Raw genomic sequence first — 24,072 nt, forward strand, 5'->3', positions numbered from 1 at the left:
GTTTTATCCTTGACGGGCGGCGGGCGCGCCGCGCCCGGTGAGGCGGCGCTCGAGGGCGTTCACCCAGCGCGGCGCCCTGGCGTCGTTGTGCCACGCGTGCACGGCGTCGCTGACTTCCTGGCGCAGCGTGGCCGGCAGTTTCAGCGGGCGGGTTTCGTCCATCAGCAGCTTGGCGGTGAGCTGGTAGCCGAGGATGCGCGTGACGAGGCGCGAGATCGAGAAGCCGGGGAACACGAGGCGTCCGATGGCGTCGATGCCGCGCACGAGGGCAAAGCCCAGCACGAACAGGGCGCGCGACAGCAGCGACACGCGGCCGTCCAGGCCCAGGTCGCACGATGTCGCTTTGCCGACCAGGTGGCGCGTCAGCAGCACGGGGAACGGTTTCAGCACGCGCGGCGGAATATAGCGCTGCATCGTCGCGACGAGCGCGCCCGCCAGCGCCGGGCGCGGGTCCGATGTGCGGACCTGGGCGCGCGCGCTTGCCTGCATGGCGTCGAACATGCGGGCCGCATCGGTCATCGTGTCGGTCATCAGGCCGGGCTCGATGCCGAGCACGTAGCCCAGCACGTTCCACGTGTGCATGTACGCTTCCTCGTCGGCTTTGCGCAGGCCGAGGCCGAGGCGGCGCAGGCCTTGCAGGAACACGTAGTTGAAGGTCAGCAGCGTGTACGCCAGTTCTTCCTGGTTGCAGGGCAGGCCGAGGCGGTCGACGTCCCAGCCGTGCGCGTACAGCACCTGCGGCATCGTGCCACCGAGCGCCAGGAGGCGGGGCAGGCGGCGCGGCGCGACGAGCGCGTCGGCCACGTGGCCGCGCAGCACCAGATAGCGGATCATGGCGTGGATCAGGCGCACCTTGATGGCCTGGGCGACGCCGCCGCCGGCGGGGGCCGTGAGGCCGCCGTGCATCATGACGGGGAAGATCATGGCGGCGGTGGCGCGCACGCGGTAGTCCGTGTGCTGTTCCAGTTCGCCGGCCGCGTGCAGCACGGCGGCCAGGTCGGGCATCACATAGCATTGCGGCAGGCTGGCGCAGAACAGCAGCGTGCACGAGGCCATGCTCATCTCCATGAACAGGACTTCGGCCCGCGCGATTTTCGAAGCAATGGCCCAGTCGGGCAGCACGCGCGCCTGTGCCACGTAGTCTTCCAGCGCGGCCGCCATCTCCGGAGGCAGGCCGGGGCTGGCGCGCCAGCCGTCCAGGTCCCCGTTCAGCTGCCAGCGCGCGATTTCCTTGTTCAGGACGTCGATCGTCGCCATGTCCGGGCCGCCGGGCCGGCCGGGACCGAGGATGCGCGCGATGGTGGCGTCGGCCAGCGGGTCGGCGCGCAGGGTCGGATTGGCCGCCAGGCCGGTTTCGAGGTCGTCGCGTTTCATGCGGCCTCCTTCAGTGCCACGGCCGGCAGCGCGGCGGCGGGTTGGACGCCGGCGGCCGGACGGGCCAGGACGCCTTGCCAGCGCAGCAGGCCGGCGCCGGCCGCCAGCAGCGGGAAGCCCATCGCGAACAGGGCGATCGTGCGCGCTTCGACGGGGTAGCCGAGCAGCACCTGGAACACCATCAGGCCGGCATACACCCCCAGCGGCACGAGCACGTGGCGCGCGGTCGGCGGGACGGCGGCGGCCGGGCGCACGCGCGCGAGGCGGCGGAAGGCGAACAGGATCGCGAACGACACGGTCATCCAGCCGGCGAAGCCCTGCACGGTCTCGCCGAACCACCAGCCGTCCGTCTTCGCCATGATCCAGGCCTTGAGCACATACACCATGTACGGATCGACGCCCAGGTCGTAGCACGTGACGACCGTCGCGCCCACCAGCGCGAGGATGGCGTCGTGGCCGAGCGACGCCGGCGCGTCGACGGGGTCCTGCCACACGATCAGGTTCGAGACCACGTAGCCGATGTAGGCGAGCGCGAACCACATCATCGGGATCACGACGGGCACGTCGCCCAGGCGCGGTCCGAGCACGGGCGTGTACGTGTAGCTGCCGAAGAACCAGCCGTACGAGGACCCCAGCTGTTCCGCCAGCCAGCCGAAGCTCATCGCGATGGCGACGAGGCGCAGCGCGGCCCTGGCGCCGAGCAGGTGCGCGGCGCTGGCCCAGCAGCAGGCGAACATCACGAGCGAGCTGGCGACCAGCAGCATGGTGCTCTCGCCGCCGATGCGCCTGGCGAGGACGAGGAGGAAGAGCGCGAGCAGGGTGGCCGATACGAGAGGCAGACGACGGTGCAGCGACGGGGGCATGGCAGGCTCCAGGGGCACGACGTAACGATAAATGCGGCCGCCGGGGTGCGGCGGCCGCGGGCAGGATCAGAAACGGTAATCGAGGCGGACGTCGGCCGTGCGCGGTTCGGTCGGCACGGCGAGGCCGGAGGAACTGATCGTCATCGGGCGCACCTCGTTCTCGAGGTTGCGCACGCGCGCCAGCACGCGCCAGCGGGCGCCGTCCGGTTCCCAGCCGAGGTGCACGTCGGATTCCGTGTGGCCGGGGACGCGGTACTTCAGCCCCGCCTGCGGCACGGCGAGGAGATAGCTGGCGCTGGCGCGGGTGCCGACGCCGCCCGCCAACGTGCCGCCGGCGAGATGCAGGCGGTGTTCCCAGCCGAGCGACAGGGTGCGCGCCGGCGTGCGATCGAGCTTGACCCCGGCCCAGGAATGCACGCCGTCCGGCGCGTAGCTGGCGTAGTGCGCGTCGAGCAGCGTGAGTGCGTACTTGAAGCTGTCGGCGCGCGTCGCGAGCACCTGGCCATCCGCTTCCAGGCCGCGGATGGCGGCCTGGCCGGCATTCGTCGTCTCGTAGCGCGGCCGGCCGTTCACGACGACTTCGTTGGACAGCTGCAGGTTGCGGTAGTCGTAGTGGAACACGGCCACGTTCAGGCTCGCGCGGCGGTCCCAGAAGCGGGTCTTGACGCCCGCCTCGTAGGCGCGCACGGTCTCCGGCCGGTAGGTGAGGCTGGCGGCCGGCAGCGCGCTGGCCGCGGGGCAGCCGATGCCGCCGCGGCTGTCGCCCGCCGCGCAGCCGTCGTTGAAGCCGCCGGCCTTGTAGCCGGTCGCGATCGAGCCATAGACGAGGGTGGCCGGCGCCACGTCGTAGTCGAGGCCCAGGCGCCACGTCGTCTTGTTCGTGGAAATGCTGCCGGCGTTCAGCTCGCGCAGGTCGGTGGCCGCGTTGAACGTCGGGGTGCCCTGGTAGCCGATGTAGCCGGTGCGCGACTTGTCGTCTTCGGTGTAGCGGGCGCCGGCCGTGGCGCGCAGGCCGTCCGTCAGGCGGTAGGTCGCCTGCCCGAATACGGCCTTGCTGCGCGACTGGACCGGGTCGTTGCCGAACACGTAGTAGGGCGGCAGGCCGACGGCCTGCAGGTCGCGGAAATAATAGACGTCGCGCGCGCGTTCGCGGAACCAGTACACGCCGCCCTGGGCACTGAGCGGCCCGGCGCCGTTGGTGGCGAGGCGCAGCTCGTGCGAGTCCTGGTGGTAGCTGCCGTCGAACGGCTGGCGCACGCCGAGCGCGATCGTCGGCGCGACGCGGTAATAGAAGTTGTACAGGTAGTCGTGGTCGAAGCTGCGGTGCGCACCGAGCCACGACAGCGTCGCCGGCCCGAGATCCCAGTTCAGTTCCGCCGTCAGGGCGGACGTCGTCTTGTGCGAATGACCCTGTTCGAAGCGCGTGTTGGGCGGATTGAAGCGGTTGGTCAGCCGGCGGTCCGTCGAGTCGCCGTTCCACACCGGCTGGCCCGCGGCGATGCCGTCGTAGAAATTCGAATCGGGCACGGTGCTGTCGTTGTTGCTGTCGTCGCGGCTCGCTTCGTAGCGCACGAGCAGGGACGCCTTGTCGCCCAGCGCCAGCTTCGCGGACAGGCGCGCGGCGCGGTCGTCGCGGTCCAGGCCCAGCGCGCGCGGCGTGTTCGTCCCGTTCGTGAGATAGGAATCGTGTTCGTTCCAGGTGGCGGCGGCGCGCAGCGCGAGCACGGCGTTCACCGGCACGTTGACCATGGCGCCGACCTTGCGCTCGCCCCAGTTGCCGAGGGTGGCGTTGACGTCGCCTTCGAACCGGTTCACGGGTGCCTTCGTGATGACGTTGACGACGCCGGCCGTCGTGTTGCGCCCGTACAGCGTGCCCTGCGGACCGCGCAGGACTTCCACGCGGTCGACGTCGTACAGCGCCGTGTTCTGGCTCTGGGGCCGCGCGACGTAGACGCCGTCGACCATGAACGCGGCCGACGGATCGCCTTTTTCCGTCACGTCCGCATTCGACACGCCGCGGATCGTGATGCGCAGGCCGTCGTACGAGTTTTCCAGCCAGGTGTTGGGCAGCCGGGCGGCGAGCGCGCCCGGCTGGTCGGCGCCGATCTTGTCCAGATCGTCGGCCGTGAGCACGCTCAGCGCCACCGGCGTCTTCGATTCCGGCGCGGCCGTGCGCTGCGCCGTGACGATGACTTCCTGGATGCCGTCGGCTTGTGCGCCGGCCGTCTGCGCGCACGCCGGCGCAAGCGGCGTGCCCCATGCGATCGTCGCGATCGCCATGGCGAGCAGGTTAGGGGTCAACCGACCCTGCTGTTTCTTCATGAACTACCCCAGTTTTCTTATATGCGTATGCGTGGTCGCCGTGCACTGGGCACGGTCGCCGCCTGCGTGGATTTTCGTGAGATTGTATTGCAGGCGGGTGAAACGGAAGAGTCTAACAGGTAGTGCGAACGGGAAATAGTGTTGAGTTACCACAAAGTGGTGCAAGAATGTTCATGGACCGTATCTTTTCAGCCACTGATGCTGTCGCCAAGGACTCGGCGGAGCGCCACTGGCGCGCGCGGCAAACCCCATCAAGCTGTCGTGTCCCACCGCTTTCTCGGCGCCTGCGCAGCGTGACGAGCCGCCATGGAAGAGGATCGGCGGCGCGGATGGCCGCGGCGCGGAACCGGCAGGCAGCGCGACGAAGATGGTCAGTGACGATGGCCGGACGGTCGTCCTCGATGCCTGATGCGCTCGTGTGAATCTTCTGGCGAGTCGAGTCGGGCGTGCCCGTTGAACTGCACGCCTGGGCTCGGTTTACGCCTCGATTGTATTGAATATATACTAGACAATGCGCGAGCCGCCGCCGGCGGTCTGAACTTGATGTCGACGTGCCGATACACACACAGGAGCGAGTTTGAAACGACGACAATTACTGAAGCATTTGGGTGCGGCGGTTCCAGCCGTCGCCCTATCGCCGTATGCGCGCGCCGCCGACGCGCTGACGCAAACCGGTACGGGCACGATCGCGGCCGGCCCGTTCGCGCCGACCTGGGATTCGTTGTCGACCTACCAGACGCCGGACTGGTTCCGCAACGCCAAGTTCGGCATCTGGGCCCACTGGGCCATGTACGGCGAAGGGCCGGTGGCGCTGGAGGGGGCCACGTCGAAGACGGGCGCCAGCTTCAACGAGGGTAAGGGCAAGCCGTTCTCGGCGGACGATGTGCGCTTCACCGCCAAGGGCAAGACCGTGTTCGCCTTCATCATGGGCTGGCCGGCATCGGGCAAGGTGTCGATCGCGGCCATGGGCAGCGCCAGTGTGCACCTGGCCGGGCGCATCCGGCGGGTCGAGCTGCTCGGCGTCAAGCGTGCGCTGGCGTTCGAACAAACCGCACAGGGCTTGCAGGTCACGCTGCCGGCCGACATCCCAGCCCTGGCTTACGCCAACGCCTTGAAAATTTCTTGAGGAAAGGGCATGAACACCGCAGCCTGCGTGCTTACCGCATCGATGGCAACCCCGGTGCCGGCGCAGCCGGCGGCGCCGGCCATGCCGTGCCGCGGCGCGGCGACGTTTTGACCGTGCGGCCCTGAACAACCAAAGGATTAACATGTTACCTGCACGCAGATCTTTCCTGGCACGGGCCGTTGCGCTCGCTTCCGCACTCCCGGCGTGCGCGCTGGCGGCGCCGCCCATACCAACGAGCTCGCTGTTCGACGTCAAGCGCTTCGGCGCCAAGGGCGATGGCCGCACGCTCGACTCGCCGGCGGTCAATGCTGCCATCGCTGCCGCGGCGGCTGCGGGCGGGGGCACGGTGTATTTTCCGCCGGGGCGCTATCTGTCGGCGTCGATCAGGCTCAAGAGCAACATCACGCTCTACCTGGAAGCGGGCGCGGTGATCGAAGCGGTGGACGCGAGCGTGGCGCGCTACGACCTGCCCGAGCCGAACGAGGCCGGCGGCAACTATCAGGACTACGGCCACAGCCACTGGCAAAACAGCCTGATCTGGGGTATCGGCCTGGACCACGTGGCCATCGTGGGCGGCGGCTTAATCCATGGCAAAGGCCTGAATAGCGGCCACGACAAGTACACCGGCAACTACACCGACAAGCCGGACCAGCCCGGCGAAGGCGACAAGGCGATCGCGCTGCGCGAGTGCCGGAACGTGACCTTGCGCGATTTTTCGATCTTGCATGGCGGCCATTTCGGCATACTGGCGACCGGTTGCTCCAATATGCTGATCGACCACCTGACCATCGACACCAACCGCGACGGCATGGACATCGACGCGTGCAGCAATGTGCGCGTCACGCATTGCAGCCTGAATACGCCCTGGGACGATGCGATCTGCCTCAAGGCCAGCTACGGCCTGGGCCGCATCCAGCACTGCGAAAACATCACGATCTCCGATTGCATGGTATCGGGAAATTTCGACGAGGGCAGCCTGCTCGATGGCACGTTCAAGCGCAGTGCGCCGGAGTACCGCTCGGGGCTATACGGCCGCATCAAGCTGGGCACCGAATCGAATGGCGACTTCAAGAACATCGCGATCACGAACTGCATTTTCGACACGTGCCGCGGCCTGGCGATCGAGAGCGTGGACGGTTCGCACATCGAGGACGTGACGATTTCCAACATCACGATGCGCAACGTGGTGAACGATCCGATCTTCATACGCCTGGGCGCGCGCCTGCGCGGACCGAACAAGCCGGCGGTGGGCACCATCCAGCGCATCAATATCAGCAATATTGTCGTCTCCGGTGCGTACCGCAATCACGCCAGCACCATTGCCGGGCTGGCGGGGCATCCGATCGAGGACATCCGCATCAGCAATGTGCAGATAGAAACGCAGGGCGGCGGGGATGCGGCCTGGAGCGCGCTGGTGCCGCCCGAACTTCCCGATGGGTATCCGGAGCCGGGCATGTTCGGCAAGGCGCCGGCGTATGCGTTTTACCTGCGTCACGTGAAGGCAATCGAGGTTCATCACGTCAAGGTCGGCTACGTCCAGCCCGAGGGGCGAACCGCGGTCGTGCTGGACGATGTCAGCGATGCCAGCTTCCATGCCGTCAATCTGCAGCGCGGGCAGGGCGGGGCGGCGCTGTTCGCGCTGCGCGAGGTCAGCCAGTTCTCCGCCAAGGACGTGCGCGGCATGCCGGACCGCGAGGTCACGGGGCGTGTGAATGCGCTGACATTGTAGACACCAGGAACGACAGAGGGACGCGCGGCCGGCCGCTCGCCACGATGCGCAGCTCAAGGCTGCCGCAACAGGTCGCCACGGGGATACCCCCAGCCTGGCACGGCATGCGGACAGGGCGCCGACGCGAGCCCGGCATAGTCGATCGTCGAGAAATTGGGACTGCCCGGCGGGCTCCAGCGCGCATCCGTGGCCGTCGTTTCCGCGACCGACGGCGCGCGCGCGAAACGCATCCAGGCGTCGAAGTGGCAGTTGGCCCGTCGCAGCCCGCGCAGGTGCGCCAGGCTGTCGCGCTCGTCGCTTTGCCAGGCCAGCCCCGGGTCGCGATCCATGGCCCGGCCGGCGATCGGCGCGGGGCAGGCCGCGGCCCGGCTGACGCCCGGGGCGATGCTGAGCAGGCCGCGGCGCATATGGTAATTGCCGTGCGCGGCATCGGTCGCCACCGTCACGAACGACCAGCACAGCGGATTGGCGGGATAGGCGGACAGGGCGGTGTCGAGCAGGCGCTCGCCCGGGTCCAGGCGCGCAATGGCCGTCGCGATGGTGTCGCGCGCCGTGTGCATGGCCACGGCCTGGACGGCGACGAAGGCGAGCGACGCGGCCAGCCCGGCGGCGAGCGCCGCGCGCGAGCGTGCGCCGCCGGGCCGCCGCGCCTGCCCGCGCGCGATCCACGCGAGCACGCCCGCCAGTGCCAGCAAGCCCGCAAGCGAACCCCATTGCAGGAAACCCGCGAACGTCACGCCGGCGGGCACGGCCACCAGCAGCGCCAGCAGCAGGCCGCGCGGCACGCGTCCGCGCACCATCAGGGCGAGCGGGATGCCGAACGCGATCCAGAACACGGGCTCGACGATGAAGATGAGGTCGCCGTAATACCAGCGCGCATCGAACGGCCAGAACGGATGCACGCCGTAGACGTTGAGCCCGTCCATCGCGATGTGCAGCAGCAGCCCGGCGCCGGTCGCGACGAGGGCCGCCAGGCGCGCGCGGCGGCTGGTGCGCAGCAGGCCGCGCGCGGCCGGCCACAGCAGCCAGACAAGGCCCAGCAGCAGGGCGGCTTCAGCGAGCGCGCCCAGCAAGGTGTGCGTATGGCCGCGGTGCTGCAGCAGATAGCCCAGCGGCGCTTCGAGCAGGCGCGTGAGCACGAGATCCAGGTCGGGGAAATTGCTGGCGAGGCAGCCGATGGTCAACAACATGCGCGTGCGCACGCGCTGGGCGTCGGGCAGGGGCTCTGGCGGCACGCTGCGGTCGACCAGCGCGCCGATGCCGAGGCCGACGAGGGAGTGGGTAAGATTGTCCATGCTGCAATCTTACCCAAATCGCAAGCCGGAAGCGGGCGCGTGGCGGCGGATCAGCCCGGCGCCAGCGCCAGGCTGCCCACGTAACCCGCCGGCACCGCCAGCGGCCGACAGGCGCAGCCGGCCAGGCGCGCGTCCTCGTCGGCCCGCCATTCCGCCAGCGCCAGGCCGCGGCATTTGAGCCGGGCTTCGCGCGCGCTCCACGCGCGCGCGAACGCGGTGGCGCGCGCGGGCGCGGGCAGGCGGGCCAGTGCGGCCGCGCATGCGGGGCCGAGGTAGTCGCGGGCGACGGCTTCCCAGTCCGGGACGTCCGTCACGCGCATGAGGTCGATGCCGACGGCGCCACCACCAAGGCGCAGCGCGGCCACCGAGAGTTCGCCGTCGTGGCTGATCGACAGCGCGACGCGCCGGCCGTCGCAGAGCAGCGCATACGGCGCTTCACCCGGTGCGCCGCACAACCGGATGCGCTCGGGCGGCACGGCGCTCGCTTGCGCCAGTGCCGCCAGCACGGCGGCGCGGATCGTGCGGCGTGCCGTGGCGCGGTCCGGCTGGCCGCGCACGCCGACGATGTGCGCGGGCCCGGCGGCAACGGGCGCCCCGACGAATCCGCCGTCCGCCCACCAGCGCACGGGCAATGGGGCCGTCACACCCGCTGCGGCGCCGCCGGCAAGCCGTTCCAGGCCGTCGCGGCGGGGATGTGTTCGCCCTTCATGACGAGGGTCAGCGGGCCGAGGCGGGCATTGTCGCCGACCTTCGCGCTGTACAGCACGGCGCTGCGCGGTCCCATGTACACCTTGCTGCCGATGTCGACGTGGTCGATCTTCATCACCCGGTCCTCGAACAAGTGCGTCTGCGGGCAGGACAGCGCGTTCAGTTCGCTGTGGTCGCCGATCGTCACGCAGTCGAATTCCGTGATGTCGGTCGTGTCCATGTAGACGCCGCGGCCGATGCGGCAGCCGAGCAGGTTGAACGCGAGGGGCAGCCACGGCGTGCCGCGCAGGTAGCGCATGAAGTTGGGCACGGCGATGCCTTCGTACATATTCGTCACGCCTTCGGACAGCCACACGAACGGCGTCCACATCGGTTCCGCGCGTTTTTCGTAGCGGCCCAGCAGCAGCCATTTGAAGGCGAGCACGAAGACATAGTTGCCGATGCCGTAGGCGAGGCCGACGAGGGCCAGGTCCCAGATCACTTCGCTCCAGCGGCCCGCGCCGGCGATCGGCATCAGGTCCAGCACGACCGTGTAGCCGACGGCGATGACGACGGCGTGCGGCGCGACGATGCGGAAGGCTTCGACGAGCGCGCGGCCGAGGCGGCGCGTCGCCGACGGGCGGTAGGTCAGGTGTTCCGGGTAGCCGCTGACCTGTTCGCGCGCCGGCAGGTGGATCGGCGGCGAGCCGAGCCAGGTGTCGCCGCCCGTCATGCGTTCGTTCGCCGGCGCGTGCGTGTGTACGCCCACGAGCACGCCTTCCGGCAGCACGGTGCCGTCCGGGATATAGCTGCCGTTGCCGACGAAGCTGCGGTTGGAGACGACCGTCGCCTCCATCGTCATCCAGCCGCCGTCGATCTGCTCGTCGCCCAGCATCACGGCGTCGGCGATGAAGGTCTCGTCGCCCAGGGTCAGCATGTCGGGGACGACGCCCAGCGCCGTCGAGATCTCGGCGTCGCGGCCGACCTTGGCGCCCAGCAGGCGGTACCAGAACGGCGCGAACACGGTCGCGTAGATGCCGTGCAGGACGTTCAGACTCGATTCCTGGATATGGCTCACGAGCCATTTCTTGCAGTACGCGTTGCTGTGCACGGCCGAGCGGCCCGGCATCATGCGCGGCAGGAAGCCCCAGCGGATGGCGGCCGACACGAGCATCGTCAGCGCGATCAGCACGGCGGACGCGGGCAGGGCCAGCACGAAATAGCGCAACAACTGGCCCTGGATCGAATTCTGCGCGAGGACGGGCAGGGTGCCCCGTTCGTCGAACCAGTCGATCAGCACGAAGCTCGGAAAGACGGGCATGAAGAACAGCGTGGCGACGAGCAGCATGCCGAACACGAAGAACAGGCCTTCGCCCATCAGGCGGGCGCGGCTGACGGGCGGGCGCGGCGGCAGCGTGGACGGATCGAACGCGCCGGTGTCGCGCGCGGGCGAACCGCTCCAGACGCGGCCGTCGGGCACGGCGGCGCCGTCCTGCAGCGCGGACTGGCCCTCCAGGTGGCCGCGCCGGCCCACGCGCGTATTGCCTTCCAAAATCGCGTACGACGACACGCAGGCATCGTCGTCCAGTTCGATGCGGCCGAGGATCAGGCGGCCCCGTTCCACACGCGCGTTTTCGAAATTGGCGGCATTGCCGATGCTGACGTTGGCACCGATGTCGAGCAGGTCCGGCGCGCGGATCGTCAGCGAACCAATCACCACGTCGTGCCCGACCTTCGCGCCCAGCATGCGCAGGTACCAGGCGTACAGCGACGAGCCGGCCAGCAGGTAGGTCGGGGCGGACTCGACGAGCCGGTCGGCCAGCCACCAGCGGAAATAGGTCGCGCCCCACAATGGATAATTGCCCGGCTTCAGGCGGCCCGCGACGAGCCATTTGCCGGCGACCGCGACGGCGAATTCGAGTAGCGTGGCCAGCAGGAATACGACGATCGACAGGGCGATGGCGCGCGGCACCGAATCGCCCGGGTCGCCCGTGAAGAAGTGGTAGGTGAAGAACGGCGCCAGCCACTGGGCCATCCGCAGCGTGATCAGCACGGGGACGGTCGCCAGCTGCGCCGCGCCGCACAGCCAGCGGCGCGCGCTGTCGGGCGGCGTCCAGTCGGGGAGGGTGGCGGTCGTGCCAGCGGCCTGGTCGAGGCTTGACGCGATGGCGCCGATCTGGCGCTGCGAATAAATGTCGCGCACGGTCACGTGGGCGAAGCGCGGATCGGCACGGAGCGCCGTCGCCAGGCGGGCGGCGAAGAACGAGTGGCCGCCGAGATCGCTGAAGAAATCCAGCTCGCGCCGGATCGGCTGGCCAGGGAACAGCTTGCCCAGCGCCGCGAACAGCGCTTCCTCGCCCGGCGTTTCCGCGACGTCGGATTCGGCCGGATCGCTCGGCAGCGGCGCCGACAAGGCCATCGCCTTCAGCGCCTTGCGGTCGATCTTGCCGGACGTCAGGCGCGGCATCACGGACAGTGACTCGAAGCGGCTCGGCACCATGTACGGCGGCAGCTTGCCGGCCAGCGCGCGGCGCAGGGTCGCCGGCGCCAGCTGTTCGTCCGTCGCGCCGGCGGCCGGCACGAGGTAGGCGACGAGGCGGTCGATGCCGTCATCCTTGCGCAGCAGCACGGCCGTCGTGCCGATGCCCGGCTGCTGGGCGAGCTGGGCCTCGATTTCGCCCAGCTCCACGCGGAAGCCGCGGATCTTGACCTGGTCGTCCGTGCGGCCCAGGCACACGACCTGGCCGTCCGGTTCGATGCGCGCGAGGTCGCCCGTGCGGTACAGGCGCGGGTCGTCCGGGCCCGAGGTCCAGGGATTCGCGAGGAATTTCTCGGCCGTCAGGTCGGGGCGGCCGAGGTAGCCGGCCGACAGGCCCGGGCCGATGATGCACAGCTCGCCCGTGTCGCCGCGCGGCAGCAGCTGCAAGCCCTTGTCCGTCTCGGTGTGGATGACGAGCAGGCCATAGTTTGGCAGCGGCGTGCCGATCGTGATCAGCCGTCCCGGTTCCAGCCGCGCGAGGCTTGCCGACACGGTCGCTTCGGTGGGGCCGTAGGTGTTGAACATCTGCCGGCCCGGCTTCGAGAAGCGCTCGACCACGGTTTCCGGGCACATTTCTCCGCCCAGGTTGATGATGCGCAGGCTCGGCACGTCGTCGGCGAACAGCGCGAGCAGCGTGGGCACGGCGTGCAGCACGGTGACGCCGTTCTCCGCCAGCAGGCGCGGCAGGGCTTCCGGATCGCCGGCCGTTTCCTTGGGACCGAGGACCAGGGTGGCGCCGACGAGGTAGGAAATCCAGATTTCCTCGAACGACATGTCGAACGCGACGGAAAAGCCCTGGTACACGCGGTCCGAGGCCTTGACGCCCAGGACTTCATTTTCGCTGCGCAGGAAGTGGCAGATGCTGCGCTGGTCGATCAGGATGCCTTTCGGCTTGCCCGTCGAGCCCGACGTATAGATGACGTAGGCCGGCGCGTCGCCGGACACGGCGCCGCGCCGGCGCAGCGGCCGGCCGTCGGGCGCGGGCGCGAGCAGCGCTTCGGCCGTGTGGATGGGCTGGGTGACGGCACCGAGGCGGTCGCGCATGCGCTCGCTGCTGACGAGGGCCGGCGAACCGGCGTCGTCCATGCACACGAGGAGGCGTTCGACCGGCGTGTCCTCGTCGACGGGCAGCCAGGCGGCGCCGGCCTTGGCGATGGCGGCCTGCATGACGAGCAGGTCGATGCCGCGCGGCATCCACAGCCCGACGATGTCGCCGGGCTCGATGCCGGCGTCGATCAGGCGCGCCGCGGCCAGGCTGGCCTGCTCGTCGAGCTCGCGATATGTCAGGCGGCGGTCGCCCGCGATGAGGGCGGGGTGGTCCGGCGTGCGGCGCGCGCTGGCTTCCAGCAGGTCGGCGAGGATTTCGTCGCGCAACAGTTCGGGTTGGTGCGGACCGTAGAGGACATCGGGATGCCGTGTCAGAGGAGAGATATCGTTCATCAACGGCGACTTTGGGATTTCAAGAGGTTCATCAAGGCAAAAACGGCGGTTCTGGCGGTCACGTGCGCGCAGCGTACCGCATTTTAACGGTCGGGCGGCGCGTCTGTTTTTCTGCTGAAGTTCTGCTGAAGAACCGATCTGCAGGGCTCACGACAACGTCCGCCGCCCGGCCATGCCGGCGGCGGCGTTCGCTGACCTGTGGCAAACGCGGCAGGCCGGCGATCGGTGGACAGGACGCATCAAATAATCGCCGCAGGAACGGCGATTTCCACGGGATGCAGTCCACCCGCCGGCAGGGCATCCGGGACGGGGGCCGCCGATGTCCGGGCCGGCCGCCGACCGGCCGCGCCTATCGCTTACATGCTCGGCCCGCGTCCCGTGCCGCGCTCGTGCTCGATCCGCTCCTGGCATGCGACGCACGTCTGCACCGTCGGCGTGGCGCGCAGGCGCGCTTCCGGGATCTCGCGGCCGCACGATACGCACACGCCGATCGCGCCCGATTCCAGCCGGCCCATGGCGGCGTCGATCTCGTGCAGCAGGTCGGAATCGTGCTCGGCCCGGTGCTCCTCGTTATGGCTGAGCATCTCGGCGGTCGGGGCGTCGTCGTTCTGCCCCATGTGGGCGGTGGGCGAGATCGCCGGGCGGTCGTCCGTGTCGCCATCCGTGCGTGCGCGCACGGCGGCCTGCACGTCCGCGCGGCTCTGGCGCAGGCGCTTGCCGAGTTCCTCGTGGAGTTGGGGTGAGATTGGCGGCATGGTCGTCGTCCTGTTCGTTGTCTGGATTCTTCCGCACTCTAATCCATAACGACCGGACCGCGCGCCGGCTTGCCGGCCGCCGCGCCGCCCCCGCCCTCGTCAAGCGTGCGCGCCCTCGCGTTGTCAAGGACTACACTTCCCATGAAAATTTGCTAACGGGAGATTTATGTCGGTCGAGCCGGCCTCCGCTTCATCCGGATTGCATGACGACGCCGTCCCCGACGGTGTTGCCGTGCCCCTTCCGCTGGCCGGCGAAGACCAGGCCCGCGCCGACTTTTATGGCCTGTTCGCGCGCCTGCTGCTGGCCCCGCCCGACGCCGGCCTGCTGGCGGCGCTGGCCGCCGCCGAACCGATCGCGGCCGCCGGCGAATTCGCCCTCGAGGATGCGTGGCTCAAGCTCACGCAGGCCGCCGCCGCCGTCGACGCGGCCGCCGCCCACGACGAGTTCGCGGCCATGTTCGTCAGCATCGGCACGCCGCCGGTGAATCCGTACGCCTCCTTCTACCTGACCGGCCACCTGAACGACGCGCCGCTGGCCGGCCTGCGCCACGATCTCGCGCGCCTCGGCCTGGCGCGCGCGCCCGGCGTGGGCGAGTCGGAGGACCACCTGGGCGCCCTGTGCGAGACGATGCGCGTGCTGATCCAGGGCGGCCCCTGCATGCCGGCGCGCGGGCTCGACGTGCAGCAGGCCTTTTTCGAAGCGCATCTGCGGCCCTGGTACGCGGCCTGCCTGGCCGACGTCGCCGCCGGCCCGGATGCGAATTTTTACCGGGTCGTGGCGGGCGTCGTCGATGCCTTCCTGTCGATCGAAGCGCAGGCCTTCGCCGTGCTCGACGCCGCCGACCCGATCGCCGCATGAGGACGACCATGGACAAGGACACCGACCCGCACCCCGATCCGGCCCGCCGCAGCTTCCTGCGGGCGGCCCCACTGGGCGCCCTGGCGATCGCGGCCGCCGCGCGTGCGCGTGCGCCCGCCGCGCCGGCCGCACCCGCCGCGCCGGCGGCGCCGCAGCCATCGCAGGGCTATCACGAGACCGAACATATCCGGCGCTACTACCGCAGCGCGGCGTATTGGTAGACCGGTAGACGAACCGGTGGACGAGAGGAGACTGGCATGACCCTGGTGAGACAATCGCGCGACGGCGGACTCAAACGGCGCCGCTTCCTCGTCGGCGCGGGCGTGACGGCCGGCGCCGGCGCCCTCGCGCGCCATCTGCCGCTGAACGTGATCCAGCCCGCGACCGCGGCGGACCCCGTGCCCACGCAAGCGCACACGGAGGTCAAGCACACGGTGTGCAGCCACTGCTCCGTGGGCTGCTCGGTGGAAGCGGTCGTCAGCAACGGCGTATGGGTGCGCCAGGAACCGGCGTTCGATTCGCCGCTCAACATGGGTGCGCACTGCGCCAAGGGCGCGTCGGTGCGCGAGCACGGTTTCGGCGAGCACCGGCTGCGCTATCCGATGAAGCTCGTGAACGGCAAGTACGAGCGCATCACGTGGGACCAGGCGATCAATGAGATCGGCGACCGGATGCTGAAGCTGCGCGCGCAGTCCGGGCCGGACGCGCTGATGGTGATCGGCAGCTCGAAGCACAACAACGAGCAATCTTACCTGCTGCGCAAATGGGTATCGCTGTGGGGCAGTAACAATTGCGACCACCAGGCCCGCATCTGCCACTCGACGACCGTCGCCGGCGTCGCCCAGACCTATGGCTATGGGGCGATGACGAATTCGTTCAACGACCTCCATTACAGCAAGGCCGTGCTGTTCATCGGCTCGAACCCGGCCGAGGCGCACCCGATCTCGATGCTGCACTTCCTGCACGCGAAGGAGCTGGGCGCGAAGATGATCGTCGTCGATCCGCGCTTCACGCGCACGGCGCGCTTCGCCCATCACTACGTGCGCATCCGGCCCGGCACGGACATCGCGTTCGTGTGGGGCGTCCTGTGGCACATCTTCACCAACGGCTGGGAGGACAAGGCATTCATCGCCGCGCGCACCCACGGCATGGACGACGTGCGCAAGGAGGTCGCCAAGTGGACGCCGGACAAGGTGACCGACGTGACCGGTATCCCAGAAGCGTCGGTGCGCATGGCGGCCGAGATGCTGGCGACGAACCGGCCGTCGTCCGTCGTCTGGTGCATGGGCATCACGCAGCACCACGTCGGCACGGCAAACGTGCGCGCGCTGTCGATCCTGCAGCTCGCGCTGGGTAATATCGGCGTGCAGGGCGGCGGCGCCAACATCTATCGCGGCCACGACAACGTGCAGGGCGCCACCGACATCGGCCCGAACGGCGATTCGCTGCCCGGCTACTACGGCATCGCGGAAGGCGCGTGGAAGCACTTCGCCACCGTGTGGGGCGTCGATTACGACTGGATCAAGTCGCGCTTCGGCTCGAAGGAGCTGATGGAAAAGCCGGGCATCACGGTGTCGCGCTGGTTCGACGCGGTGCTCGAGGATAACCAGTACGTCGACCAGCCGACCAACCTGCGCGCGGTGTTCTACTGGGGCCACGCGCCAAACAGCCAGACGCGCCTGCCCGACATGAAGGCGGCGATGCAGAAGCTCGACTTCATGGTCGTCATCGATCCGTATCCGAGCATGACGGCCGCGATGCACGGCCGCTCGGACGGCGTCTACCTTCTCCCGGCCGCGTCGCAGTTCGAGACGCAGGGCTCGGTGACGGCGTCGAACCGGTCGCTCCAGTGGCGCGAGCGCGTGATCCAGCCGCTGTTCGAGTGCAAGACCGACCACGAGATCATGTACCTGTTCGCGCGCAAGCTGGGCTTCGGCGAGCAGCTCGTCAAGAACATCAAGGTCGTCAACAACGAACCCGTCATCGAGGACATCCTCCGCGAGATCAACCGTTCGTGCTGGACCATCGGCTACACCGGCTGTTCGCCCGAGCGCCTCAAGCTGCACATGGAGCACAAGCGCGACTTCAATCCGACGACGCTGCTCGCCGAAACCGGTCCGTGCAAGGGCGATTACTACGGCCTGCCGTGGCCGTGCTGGGGCACGCCGGAGATGAAGCATCCGGGCACGCCGATCCTGTACGACCTGCACAAATCCGTGGCCGAGGGCGGCCTGCCGTTCCGCGCCAACTGGGGCGTGGAGCACAACGGCGAGCCTTTGCTGGCGGCCGACGGCTCGTTCACGAAGGACAGCGAGATCGACACGGGCTACCCGGAATTCGACCACGTGTTCCTGAAAAAGCTGGGCTGGTGGGCCGAGCTGACGCCGGAAGAACAGGTGCAGGCCGAGGGCAAGAACTGGAAGACGGACCTGTCGGGCGGGATCATCCGCGTCGTCATCGCGCACGGCTGCGCGCCGTACGGCAATGCGCGCGCCCGCTGCAACGTGTGGAACTTCCCGGACCCCGTGCCCGTGCACCGCGAACCGATCGTCACGCCGCGGCGCGACCTGGTCGCGAAGTATCCGACCTACGACGACAAGGCCGCGTTCTGGCGCCTGCCGACCTTGTACAAGTCCGTGCAGGACGTGGATTTCTCGAAGGACTACCCGCTGATCATGACGTCCGGCCGCCTCGTCGAGTTCGAGGGCGGCGGCGACGAGACGCGCTCGAATCCGTGGCTGGCCGAACTCCAGCAGAACATGTTCTGCGAAGTGAACCCCGCCGACGCCGCGCAGATCGGCGTGAAGGTGGGCGAATTCATGTGGGTCGAGACGCCGACCGGCGCGCGCCTGAAGCTGATGGCGATGGTCACGCCGCGCGTGCCCGAGGGCCTCGTGTGGATGCCGTTCCACTTCGGCGGCTGGTGGATGGGCGAGGACCTGGAAAAGCACTATCCGGAGGGCGGCGCGCCCGCCGTGCGCGGCGAGGCCGTGAACACCGGATGGACGTATGGGTATGACGCGGTGACCATGATGCAGGAGACCAAGGTGTCGCTGTGCCGGCTGGTGCGCGCCTGACAACGAATGCATCAACGACGAACACATAAATACCGTCGTTCCCGCGCAAACAACGTCGTTCCCGCGCAAACAACGTCGTTCCCGCGCAGGCGGGAACCTAAGTTGAAGCGCAACGGAACGCTTGCAAACTTGGGCCCCCGCCTGCGCGGGGGCGACGGGGAGAGTGCGGCGGCGACGTGGAAGAGTGCGGCGGCGACGGGGAGAGTGCGGCGGCGACGTGGAAGAGTGCGGCGGTGACGAGGGAGAGTGCAATGGCGACGAGGAGAACGATATGGCCCGAATGAAGTTCATCTGCGACACCGAGCGCTGCATCGACTGCAACGGTTGCGTGACCGCCTGCAAGAACGAGAACGAGACCCCGTGGGGCGTCAATCGCCGCCGCGTCGTCACCATCAACGACGGCGTGCCGGGCGAGCGCTCGATCTCGGTCGCGTGCATGCATTGCAGCGACGCGCCGTGCCTGGCCGTCTGCCCGGTCAACTGCATCTACCACACGGAAGACGGCATCGTCCTGCACGACAAGGACCAGTGCATCGGCTGTGGCTACTGCTATTACGCGTGCCCGTTCGGCGCGCCGCAGTTCCCGGCCACGGGCCTGTTCAACCACCGCGGCAAGATGGACAAGTGCACGTTCTGCGCCGGCGGCCCGGAGCCCGATACGTCCGAGGCCGAGTTCAAGAAGTACGGCCGCAACCGCATCGCCGAAGGCAAGCTGCCCGCGTGCGCGGAGATGTGCGGCACGAAGGCGCTGATCGGCGGCGACGCGACCGTCATCGCGGACATCTACCGCCAGCGTGTCGAGACGCGCGGCTACGGCCCGGAGCTGTGGGGCTGGAAGATCGCCTACGGCAAGCCGAAGCGGGGCGGCGACATCAAGGCGACGGGCGACGGCCCGCGCGCGAACCAGAACCTCAAGGATACGCAGAACGACCCGGGGAGGCTGCCGACATGAGACGCCTTTTCACCCTGTGCCTGCCCTTGCTGCTGCTGGCGGGCTGCCTGGAAGTCGACCAGCATCCCAACTGGGTGCACGGCATGTACGCCGGGAAGAAGGACGACCGTCCGATGCACCGGCTCTTCCACGACGACAAGCTGGCGTGGTGGGGCGCGATCGGCAACCGCAACATGAACCAGAACGAATACAACCGGGCCAACCCGTAGCAGGAGCCGACCATGTCCTTCGCCCTTCCATCATCGCGGACGCTGCTGGCTTTATTCCTCGGATTGTGGCTGGTCGGCGCCGCCCACGCCGCCGTCCCGAACAACCGCGCCGAACCGGCGTACGCCGAGGAGCAGACGGTCCTGCAGGCCGAGCAGGATACGCGCGCGCCCGAGCCGGGACTGGCGTCGTCGAGCTCCGGACGCGTGCACATCGACCGCCACTACCTCGGCCAGTACGGCGCGAAGGAAGGCACGGTCATCGTCCAGCGCGGCGGCAACCAGTGGCGCACGTGGCGCAACGGACCGTTCGCCACGGCGATGGGGACCATCCTCGTCGTCGTGCTGGTCGCGATCTTCCTGTTCTACCGCGCCGTCGGCCCGGCGCGCGTGGAGGCGCCCGAGACCGGGCGGCGTATCACGCGCTTCACGAGCTGGGAGCGCAGCGTGCACTGGGCCACGGCGATCAGCTTCATCGTCCTCGCCGTGACGGGCCTCGTCATCATGTTCGGCAAGAAGTTCCTGCTGCCGCTCGTCGGGCACGACGTGTTCGCCGCCATCGCCTACGTCTTCAAATACCTGCACAACTTCGCGGGGCCGCTGTTCATCGTGTGCTCGGTGCTGATGTTCTTCACCTTCCTGCACCGGAATTTTTTCCGCCGCATCGACTGGCGCTGGGTGAGGCAGGGCGGCGGGATCGTGTCGCACACGCACGTGCCGGCCGGGTTCTTCAACGCCGGCGAGAAGGCGTGGTTCTGGCTGGGCGTGACGCTGCTGGGCCTCGTGATGTCGATCAGCGGCCTCGTACTGGACTTCGTCGACTTCGGCCAGACCCGCTACGTGCTGCAGGTGGCGAACTACCTGCACATCGCCGGCGCCACGTTCTACATCGCCGCGGCCATGGGCCACATCTACATCGGCACCTGGGGCACGCCCGGCGCGTACGAGGCGATGCGCCACGGGACCGTCGACGAATCGTGGGCGAAGGCGCACCACGCCGTGTGGTACGACGAGGTGCAGTCCGGCGTCGCGCCGGGCACGTTCGACGACCGCCTCCCGCCTGACCAGCGCCCGCCCACGGGCAATCCGCCGCCACGGCCGGCGCACTGAGGGGACAGCGATGAAGGCGACGACGACGATCATGGCGCTGGCCGTGCTGCTGGCCGCGACGGCCTGCAAGCAGCACGGCGACAACGCCCAGCGCAAGACGAAATTCCCGGGCATGGTGACGGCCGACGGCGGCACGAGCGGGCAGGTCATGGCAGCGCATGCCGGCCCCAAGACGGACGCCGGCTATGCGGGCGGCACGCCGGGCATCGCGGGCGGCAGCGGCGGCAACACGGCCGGCGCCGCGCTGGGAGGCTCCGTGCGCGAGACGGGCCAGGGCCCCAGCCAGGGCGTGACCCCGCCCAGCGGCGCCGGCACCCAGGGTACGACGCAGACGCAGCCGGGGGACAACGGCAGGCCGGCCACGCCGACGCCGGCCGAGGTGGGGCCGCGGCCGGGGGCCGTCAACAGCGATCCCGCGCATTCCGCGGCGCCGGGGCGCTGACATGGACACGATGAACCGGATGAACCGCATGAACCCGATGAACCGGATCGCCGCCGCGCTGGCGCTCGTTCTCGCCGCCGCCGCGGCCCACGCCGCGCTGCCGGCGCCGACTCTCGCGCAGCAGCAGGCCGCCGCCGCCAAGAAGGCGAAGGCCGATGCCCAGGCCGCGCAGGACAAGCTGGCGCTTACCGCCTCGGTGGACGCCGTCACCGCGCGCTGGCGCGCCCGCGCGGCCGCGCAGGGCTGGAAGACACATGCGCCGGTCGCGGTCGCCGCGGCCGCCGCCCCGGCCGCCCCGGCCGGACAACCGGACGGCAAGCTGACGCCCGCCGGTGCCGCGGCACCGATCAAGAGCGAGAAGCTGGGCACGGCGCCGCCCAGCGCGGACGTCAAGGCCGGCCCGACGAAAGCCGAGCCGGCCGGCACGCCGCCCACCGTCCAGAAGGGCACGCCGAAGGTGCACAACCAATGAAGATGGGATCCATGCCGATCGCCGTGTTGATGCAGCGGCGCGCCGTCAAGCACCGCTGGGCCGACGAAGCGTGGGAAGCCGTCGGCGTCGTGCCCGACCGGGGCGACCTGCCGCCCGTGCGCGTGCTGAGCGAGTCGCCCGAGCGCGACTACTACCTCGTCTCCGGCCTCGAACTGGAACTCTATCCGGACGAGAACGAGGGCTATTACGAGAACTGCGTCGCGCCGGAATCGAAGGTGTTCGTGTTGTGGCGCATGCAGGACGGCCGCGCGATGCCCGTGCGGGCGTCGGTCAGCTACGTCGAAGGCACGCGCATGTTCGACTCGGGCGAGAATGCGGACGGCGTGACGATGCCGGCCGAGATCTACGCCTGGCTCGCGGGCTATCTACGCGAGCACTACCAACCCAGGCCGCGCCGCGGCCGCCAGCACGGATGACGGAGCCATGACGGGACGGATCGAGCCGGACGAGGGTTTCCTGCGCCGCTGGGCGCGCCGCAAGAACGCAGCGCGGGCGGAACCGGCGCCGGTCGCGGCCAGCGGGGCCGCCGCGCCGCCCCCAGCAGCAGGCATGGCCGCTGCGCCGCCTCGCGCAGCAAGCGTGACCTCAGCGCCGCCCGCAGCAGCAGGCGTGGCCGCCGTGCCGGCCGCCGCAGCCAGCGCAACCGGGGCGCCGCAGGCCGCATCGAGGGCGGTCGTCGCGCCGGCCGTTGCCTCCGCCTCCGCACCCGCGCCGCTACCGACGCTGGACGACGTCGCCCGCCTGACCGGCGACTCCGATTTCTCCGCCTTCGTCGCGCGCGGCGTCGACGCGGCCGTGCGGCGTACCGCGCTGAAGAAGCTGTTCGCCGACCCGCACTTCAATACGATGGACCGGCTCGACGTCTACATCGACGATTACACGAAGCCGAGTCCCGTGTCCGAAGCGATGCTCGCGTCGCTGGCGCATGCGAAGCAGATGTTCCGGCGCGCCGTGGATGCGGCCGGCGCCGACGACGATCCCGGCGCCGATCGCCCGGCCGTGGCGGAGGCGCCGCACGATACCGACAACACCGACAACACCACCTGAAACCGAGACACGATGAATATCCGCTTGATCGAAGGGCAGGGCGTCCCCCTCGACCCCGACCGGGACGAACGCGACCGCGCCGCCCGCCGCGCCGCGCTCGATGCGCTGGCCGCCATCCCGTCCCCTGAACCGCTGGACACGGTCGGCTACCGGTCGGTCGGCCGCACGCTCGTTGTCGGCACGCGCGCCGACGCGCTGCCGTGGGCGGAGCGCGTCGCGGCCGTGCTGCCTGTGACCGTCGTGCTGCTGGACGGCGACGGCGACGATGACAACGACCACGCGCCACGCCTGTTTCCGGTGTTCGCCGCGCGCGCGCTCGTCGTGACGGGCTGGCTCGGCGCGTTCGACGCGACGTGGCAGGCGGGCGCCCGCACGCCGGAACACGCGCGCTTCGACCTCGTGCTCGACCTGGGCGCGACGCCGCAGATCGCGACGCACCAGCGGCCGCACGGTTATTACGCGCCGGGCCCGGACGCGGCCGCGCGCCAGGCCGCCGTCGCCGAATTGGCCGGGATGGTGGGCGAATTCGAAAAGCCGACCTACTTCGCCTACAAGGAACGCCTGTGCGCCCACGGCCGCAACCGCAAGAGCGGCTGCAATGCCTGCGTCGACGTCTGCTCGGCCGGTGCCATCGCCGGTGCGGGCGACCTGATCGCCGTGAACCCGTACCTGTGCGCCGGCTGCGGCGCGTGCACGACCGTCTGCCCGACCGGGGCGCTGGGCTATGCCTACCCGAGCGCGGCGCACACGGGCATGCGCATCAAGGTGCTGCTGGCCGCCTTCGCGCAGGCAGGCGGGCGCGAGCCGGTGCTGCTCGTGCATGGCGCGGAAGGCGCGGCGCTGCTCGCGCAACCCGATGCCGTGCCGGGACGCGTGCTGCCGCTGGGCGTGCACCACACGGCGTCGACGGGCATCGATCTCTGGCTCGCCGCGCTGGCCTGGGGCGCGGCCGGCGTCACCGTCTTGATGACGGAGGCCGAGGCGCCGCAGTACGCGGCCGCGCTCGACGAGCAGATGACCGTCGCGCAGACGATCATGACGGGCCTCGGCTATGCGGGGTCGCACCTGCAGCTGCTGCGCGTGAGCTCTGCCGACGAACTGGCGCTCGCGTTGCGGCACGCGCCGCGCGGGGACGTGCCGGCGCGGCATGCCGGCTTCAACGTCGCGGCGGACAAGCGCAACACGCTCGACTATGCACTGGAGCACCTGCTGCGCGAGGCGCCGCGGCCGGCCGACGAGATCGCGCTGCCCGCCGGCAGTCCGTTCGGCGCGCTCGATGTCGATGCGGCCAAGTGCAGCCTGTGCATGGCGTGCGTGGGCGCGTGTCCGGCGTCCGCGCTGCAGGACGGGCAGAACGCGCCGCAGCTGCGCTTCATCGAAAAGAACTGCGTGCAGTGCGGCCTCTGTGCCACGACGTGTCCGGAAGATGCGATCCGGCTCGTGCCGCGCCTGTCGTTGCGCGAGTCGCGCAAGCAGCCGGCCGTGCTGAACGAAACGCAGCCGTTCCACTGCATCCGCTGCCAGAAGCCGTTCGGCACGGTGCGCATGGTCGAGAGCATGCTGGCGCGCCTTGCCGGCCACCCGGCCTTCGCGGGCCACCTCGACCGCATGCGCATGTGCGGTGACTGCCGCGTGATCGACATGATGACGCCCAGCGACGAACAGACCATCCACCAGGCGCACGAGCTGCGCCGGCGCTGACGGCGCGTCGGCTCCTTGCGCTGACGGCGCGTCGTCCCCTGGCGCCTCGAGCGTG

The 24,072-nt window shown here is 69.5% G+C and carries 20 protein-coding genes; 13 read left to right on the forward strand and 7 right to left on the reverse strand.

Annotation, left to right across the window (positions count from 1 at the left end; all coding sequences use genetic code 11):
• Positions 1–3: 3 nt before the first annotated feature.
• The 3 genes from U9J41_RS01965 to U9J41_RS01975 form a co-directional block, all read right to left on the reverse strand.
• Positions 4–1,374: an oxygenase MpaB family protein gene (locus U9J41_RS01965; RefSeq protein WP_322399902.1), complete on the reverse strand. Its 1,371-nt coding sequence runs from the start codon at positions 1,372–1,374 to the stop codon at positions 4–6.
• Positions 1,371–2,237: a carotenoid biosynthesis protein gene (locus tag U9J41_RS01970; RefSeq protein ID WP_322399903.1), complete on the reverse strand. Its 867-nt coding sequence runs from the start codon at positions 2,235–2,237 to the stop codon at positions 1,371–1,373. Before U9J41_RS01970 ends, U9J41_RS01965 begins: the two co-directional genes overlap by 4 nt.
• 66 nt (positions 2,238–2,303) lie before the next feature.
• Positions 2,304–4,559, reverse strand: a complete 2,256-nt coding sequence (locus tag U9J41_RS01975) for a TonB-dependent receptor (RefSeq protein WP_322399904.1) — start codon at positions 4,557–4,559, stop codon at positions 2,304–2,306.
• 577 nt (positions 4,560–5,136) lie between these two features.
• Here U9J41_RS01975 and U9J41_RS01980 point away from each other — a divergent pair.
• Together U9J41_RS01980 and U9J41_RS01985 are read left to right on the forward strand one after the other, a co-directional pair.
• Complete coding sequence (locus U9J41_RS01980; RefSeq protein WP_322399905.1) at positions 5,137–5,685, forward strand: alpha-L-fucosidase C-terminal domain-containing protein; 549 nt, start codon at positions 5,137–5,139, stop codon at positions 5,683–5,685.
• A 142-nt stretch (positions 5,686–5,827) separates the two neighbouring features.
• Complete coding sequence (locus U9J41_RS01985) at positions 5,828–7,414, forward strand: rhamnogalacturonidase (protein WP_322399906.1); 1,587 nt, start codon at positions 5,828–5,830, stop codon at positions 7,412–7,414.
• Between the two features lie 53 nt (positions 7,415–7,467).
• Here the strand turns inward: U9J41_RS01985 and U9J41_RS01990 are convergent, their stop codons facing one another.
• The 4 genes from U9J41_RS01990 to U9J41_RS02005 all read right to left on the reverse strand — a co-directional run bounded on the left by U9J41_RS01990 (position 7,468) and on the right by U9J41_RS02005 (position 14,130).
• Positions 7,468–8,709: a metal-dependent hydrolase gene (locus tag U9J41_RS01990; RefSeq protein WP_322399907.1), complete on the reverse strand. Its 1,242-nt coding sequence runs from the start codon at positions 8,707–8,709 to the stop codon at positions 7,468–7,470.
• Between the two features lie 50 nt (positions 8,710–8,759).
• Entirely contained in the window at positions 8,760–9,353 is a 594-nt protein-coding gene (locus tag U9J41_RS01995; RefSeq protein ID WP_322399908.1) for a 4'-phosphopantetheinyl transferase superfamily protein, read from the reverse strand.
• Positions 9,350–13,375, reverse strand: a complete 4,026-nt coding sequence (locus tag U9J41_RS02000; protein WP_322399909.1) for a Pls/PosA family non-ribosomal peptide synthetase — start codon at positions 13,373–13,375, stop codon at positions 9,350–9,352. The genes U9J41_RS01995 and U9J41_RS02000 overlap by 4 nt, the downstream gene beginning before the upstream one ends.
• A 356-nt stretch (positions 13,376–13,731) precedes the next feature.
• Entirely contained in the window at positions 13,732–14,130 is a 399-nt protein-coding gene (locus tag U9J41_RS02005; protein WP_322399910.1) for a TraR/DksA family transcriptional regulator, read from the reverse strand.
• Between the two features lie 232 nt (positions 14,131–14,362).
• Between U9J41_RS02005 and U9J41_RS02010 the strand changes: the two genes are divergently transcribed.
• The 11 genes from U9J41_RS02010 to U9J41_RS02060 all read left to right on the forward strand — a co-directional run bounded on the left by U9J41_RS02010 (position 14,363) and on the right by U9J41_RS02060 (position 24,017).
• A complete protein-coding gene (locus U9J41_RS02010) occupies positions 14,363–14,989 on the forward strand; it encodes a TorD/DmsD family molecular chaperone (protein WP_322399911.1) in 627 nt (208 codons plus the stop codon).
• A complete protein-coding gene (locus tag U9J41_RS02015) occupies positions 14,986–15,210 on the forward strand; it encodes a formate dehydrogenase (protein ID WP_322399912.1) in 225 nt (74 codons plus the stop codon). The genes U9J41_RS02010 and U9J41_RS02015 overlap by 4 nt, the downstream gene beginning before the upstream one ends.
• 36 nt (positions 15,211–15,246) lie before the next feature.
• The gene (locus U9J41_RS02020) at positions 15,247–18,066 is read left to right on the forward strand and encodes a formate dehydrogenase subunit alpha (RefSeq protein ID WP_322399913.1); all 2,820 of its coding nucleotides are present in this window, start codon (positions 15,247–15,249) and stop codon (positions 18,064–18,066) included.
• Between the two features lie 271 nt (positions 18,067–18,337).
• Positions 18,338–19,018 carry a formate dehydrogenase FDH3 subunit beta gene (gene fdh3B, locus U9J41_RS02025; protein WP_322399914.1) on the forward strand — a complete coding sequence of 227 codons (681 nt, stop codon included), beginning with the start codon at positions 18,338–18,340 and terminating at the stop codon, positions 19,016–19,018.
• Positions 19,015–19,227, forward strand: coding sequence for a hypothetical protein (locus tag U9J41_RS02030; protein WP_322399915.1), 213 nt, complete (start codon positions 19,015–19,017; stop codon positions 19,225–19,227). Before fdh3B ends, U9J41_RS02030 begins: the two co-directional genes overlap by 4 nt.
• Before the next feature lie 12 nt (positions 19,228–19,239).
• Positions 19,240–20,334, forward strand: a complete 1,095-nt coding sequence (locus tag U9J41_RS02035) for a formate dehydrogenase subunit gamma (RefSeq protein WP_322399916.1) — start codon at positions 19,240–19,242, stop codon at positions 20,332–20,334.
• Positions 20,335–20,344: 10 nt separating this feature from the next.
• A complete protein-coding gene (locus tag U9J41_RS02040; protein ID WP_322399917.1) occupies positions 20,345–20,776 on the forward strand; it encodes a hypothetical protein in 432 nt (143 codons plus the stop codon).
• Between the two features lies 1 nt (position 20,777).
• Positions 20,778–21,248: a hypothetical protein gene (locus tag U9J41_RS02045; protein ID WP_322399918.1), complete on the forward strand. Its 471-nt coding sequence runs from the start codon at positions 20,778–20,780 to the stop codon at positions 21,246–21,248.
• A complete protein-coding gene (locus U9J41_RS02050) occupies positions 21,245–21,685 on the forward strand; it encodes a DUF3305 domain-containing protein (RefSeq protein ID WP_322399919.1) in 441 nt (146 codons plus the stop codon). Before U9J41_RS02045 ends, U9J41_RS02050 begins: the two co-directional genes overlap by 4 nt.
• Before the next feature lie 7 nt (positions 21,686–21,692).
• Entirely contained in the window at positions 21,693–22,316 is a 624-nt protein-coding gene (locus U9J41_RS02055; RefSeq protein WP_322399920.1) for a DUF3306 domain-containing protein, read from the forward strand.
• Between the two features lie 12 nt (positions 22,317–22,328).
• A complete protein-coding gene (locus U9J41_RS02060; RefSeq protein ID WP_322399921.1) occupies positions 22,329–24,017 on the forward strand; it encodes a 4Fe-4S binding protein in 1,689 nt (562 codons plus the stop codon).
• Positions 24,018–24,072: the final 55 nt, after the last annotated feature.

This window comes from Massilia luteola (assembly GCF_034420155.1).
GTDB classification, from domain to species: Bacteria; Pseudomonadota; Gammaproteobacteria; order Burkholderiales; family Burkholderiaceae_D; genus Telluria; species Telluria luteola.

Coding starts and splice junctions, on each gene's coding strand:
- U9J41_RS02000 (WP_322399909.1), bottom strand. CDS start 13,375: ATGAACGATATCTCTCCTCTGACACGGCATCCCGATGTCCTCTACGGT.
- U9J41_RS02050 (WP_322399919.1), top strand. CDS start 21,245: ATGAAGATGGGATCCATGCCGATCGCCGTGTTGATGCAGCGGCGCGCC.
- U9J41_RS02045 (WP_322399918.1), top strand. CDS start 20,778: ATGGACACGATGAACCGGATGAACCGCATGAACCCGATGAACCGGATC.
- U9J41_RS02020 (WP_322399913.1), top strand. CDS start 15,247: ATGACCCTGGTGAGACAATCGCGCGACGGCGGACTCAAACGGCGCCGC.
- U9J41_RS02005 (WP_322399910.1), bottom strand. CDS start 14,130: ATGCCGCCAATCTCACCCCAACTCCACGAGGAACTCGGCAAGCGCCTG.
- U9J41_RS01975 (WP_322399904.1), bottom strand. CDS start 4,559: ATGAAGAAACAGCAGGGTCGGTTGACCCCTAACCTGCTCGCCATGGCG.
- U9J41_RS02055 (WP_322399920.1), top strand. CDS start 21,693: ATGACGGGACGGATCGAGCCGGACGAGGGTTTCCTGCGCCGCTGGGCG.
- U9J41_RS01985 (WP_322399906.1), top strand. CDS start 5,828: ATGTTACCTGCACGCAGATCTTTCCTGGCACGGGCCGTTGCGCTCGCT.
- U9J41_RS02035 (WP_322399916.1), top strand. CDS start 19,240: ATGTCCTTCGCCCTTCCATCATCGCGGACGCTGCTGGCTTTATTCCTC.
- U9J41_RS01970 (WP_322399903.1), bottom strand. CDS start 2,237: ATGCCCCCGTCGCTGCACCGTCGTCTGCCTCTCGTATCGGCCACCCTG.
- U9J41_RS02030 (WP_322399915.1), top strand. CDS start 19,015: ATGAGACGCCTTTTCACCCTGTGCCTGCCCTTGCTGCTGCTGGCGGGC.
- U9J41_RS01965 (WP_322399902.1), bottom strand. CDS start 1,374: ATGAAACGCGACGACCTCGAAACCGGCCTGGCGGCCAATCCGACCCTG.
- U9J41_RS02015 (WP_322399912.1), top strand. CDS start 14,986: ATGAGGACGACCATGGACAAGGACACCGACCCGCACCCCGATCCGGCC.
- U9J41_RS01990 (WP_322399907.1), bottom strand. CDS start 8,709: ATGGACAATCTTACCCACTCCCTCGTCGGCCTCGGCATCGGCGCGCTG.
- U9J41_RS02060 (WP_322399921.1), top strand. CDS start 22,329: ATGAATATCCGCTTGATCGAAGGGCAGGGCGTCCCCCTCGACCCCGAC.
- U9J41_RS02040 (WP_322399917.1), top strand. CDS start 20,345: ATGAAGGCGACGACGACGATCATGGCGCTGGCCGTGCTGCTGGCCGCG.
- fdh3B (WP_322399914.1), top strand. CDS start 18,338: ATGGCCCGAATGAAGTTCATCTGCGACACCGAGCGCTGCATCGACTGC.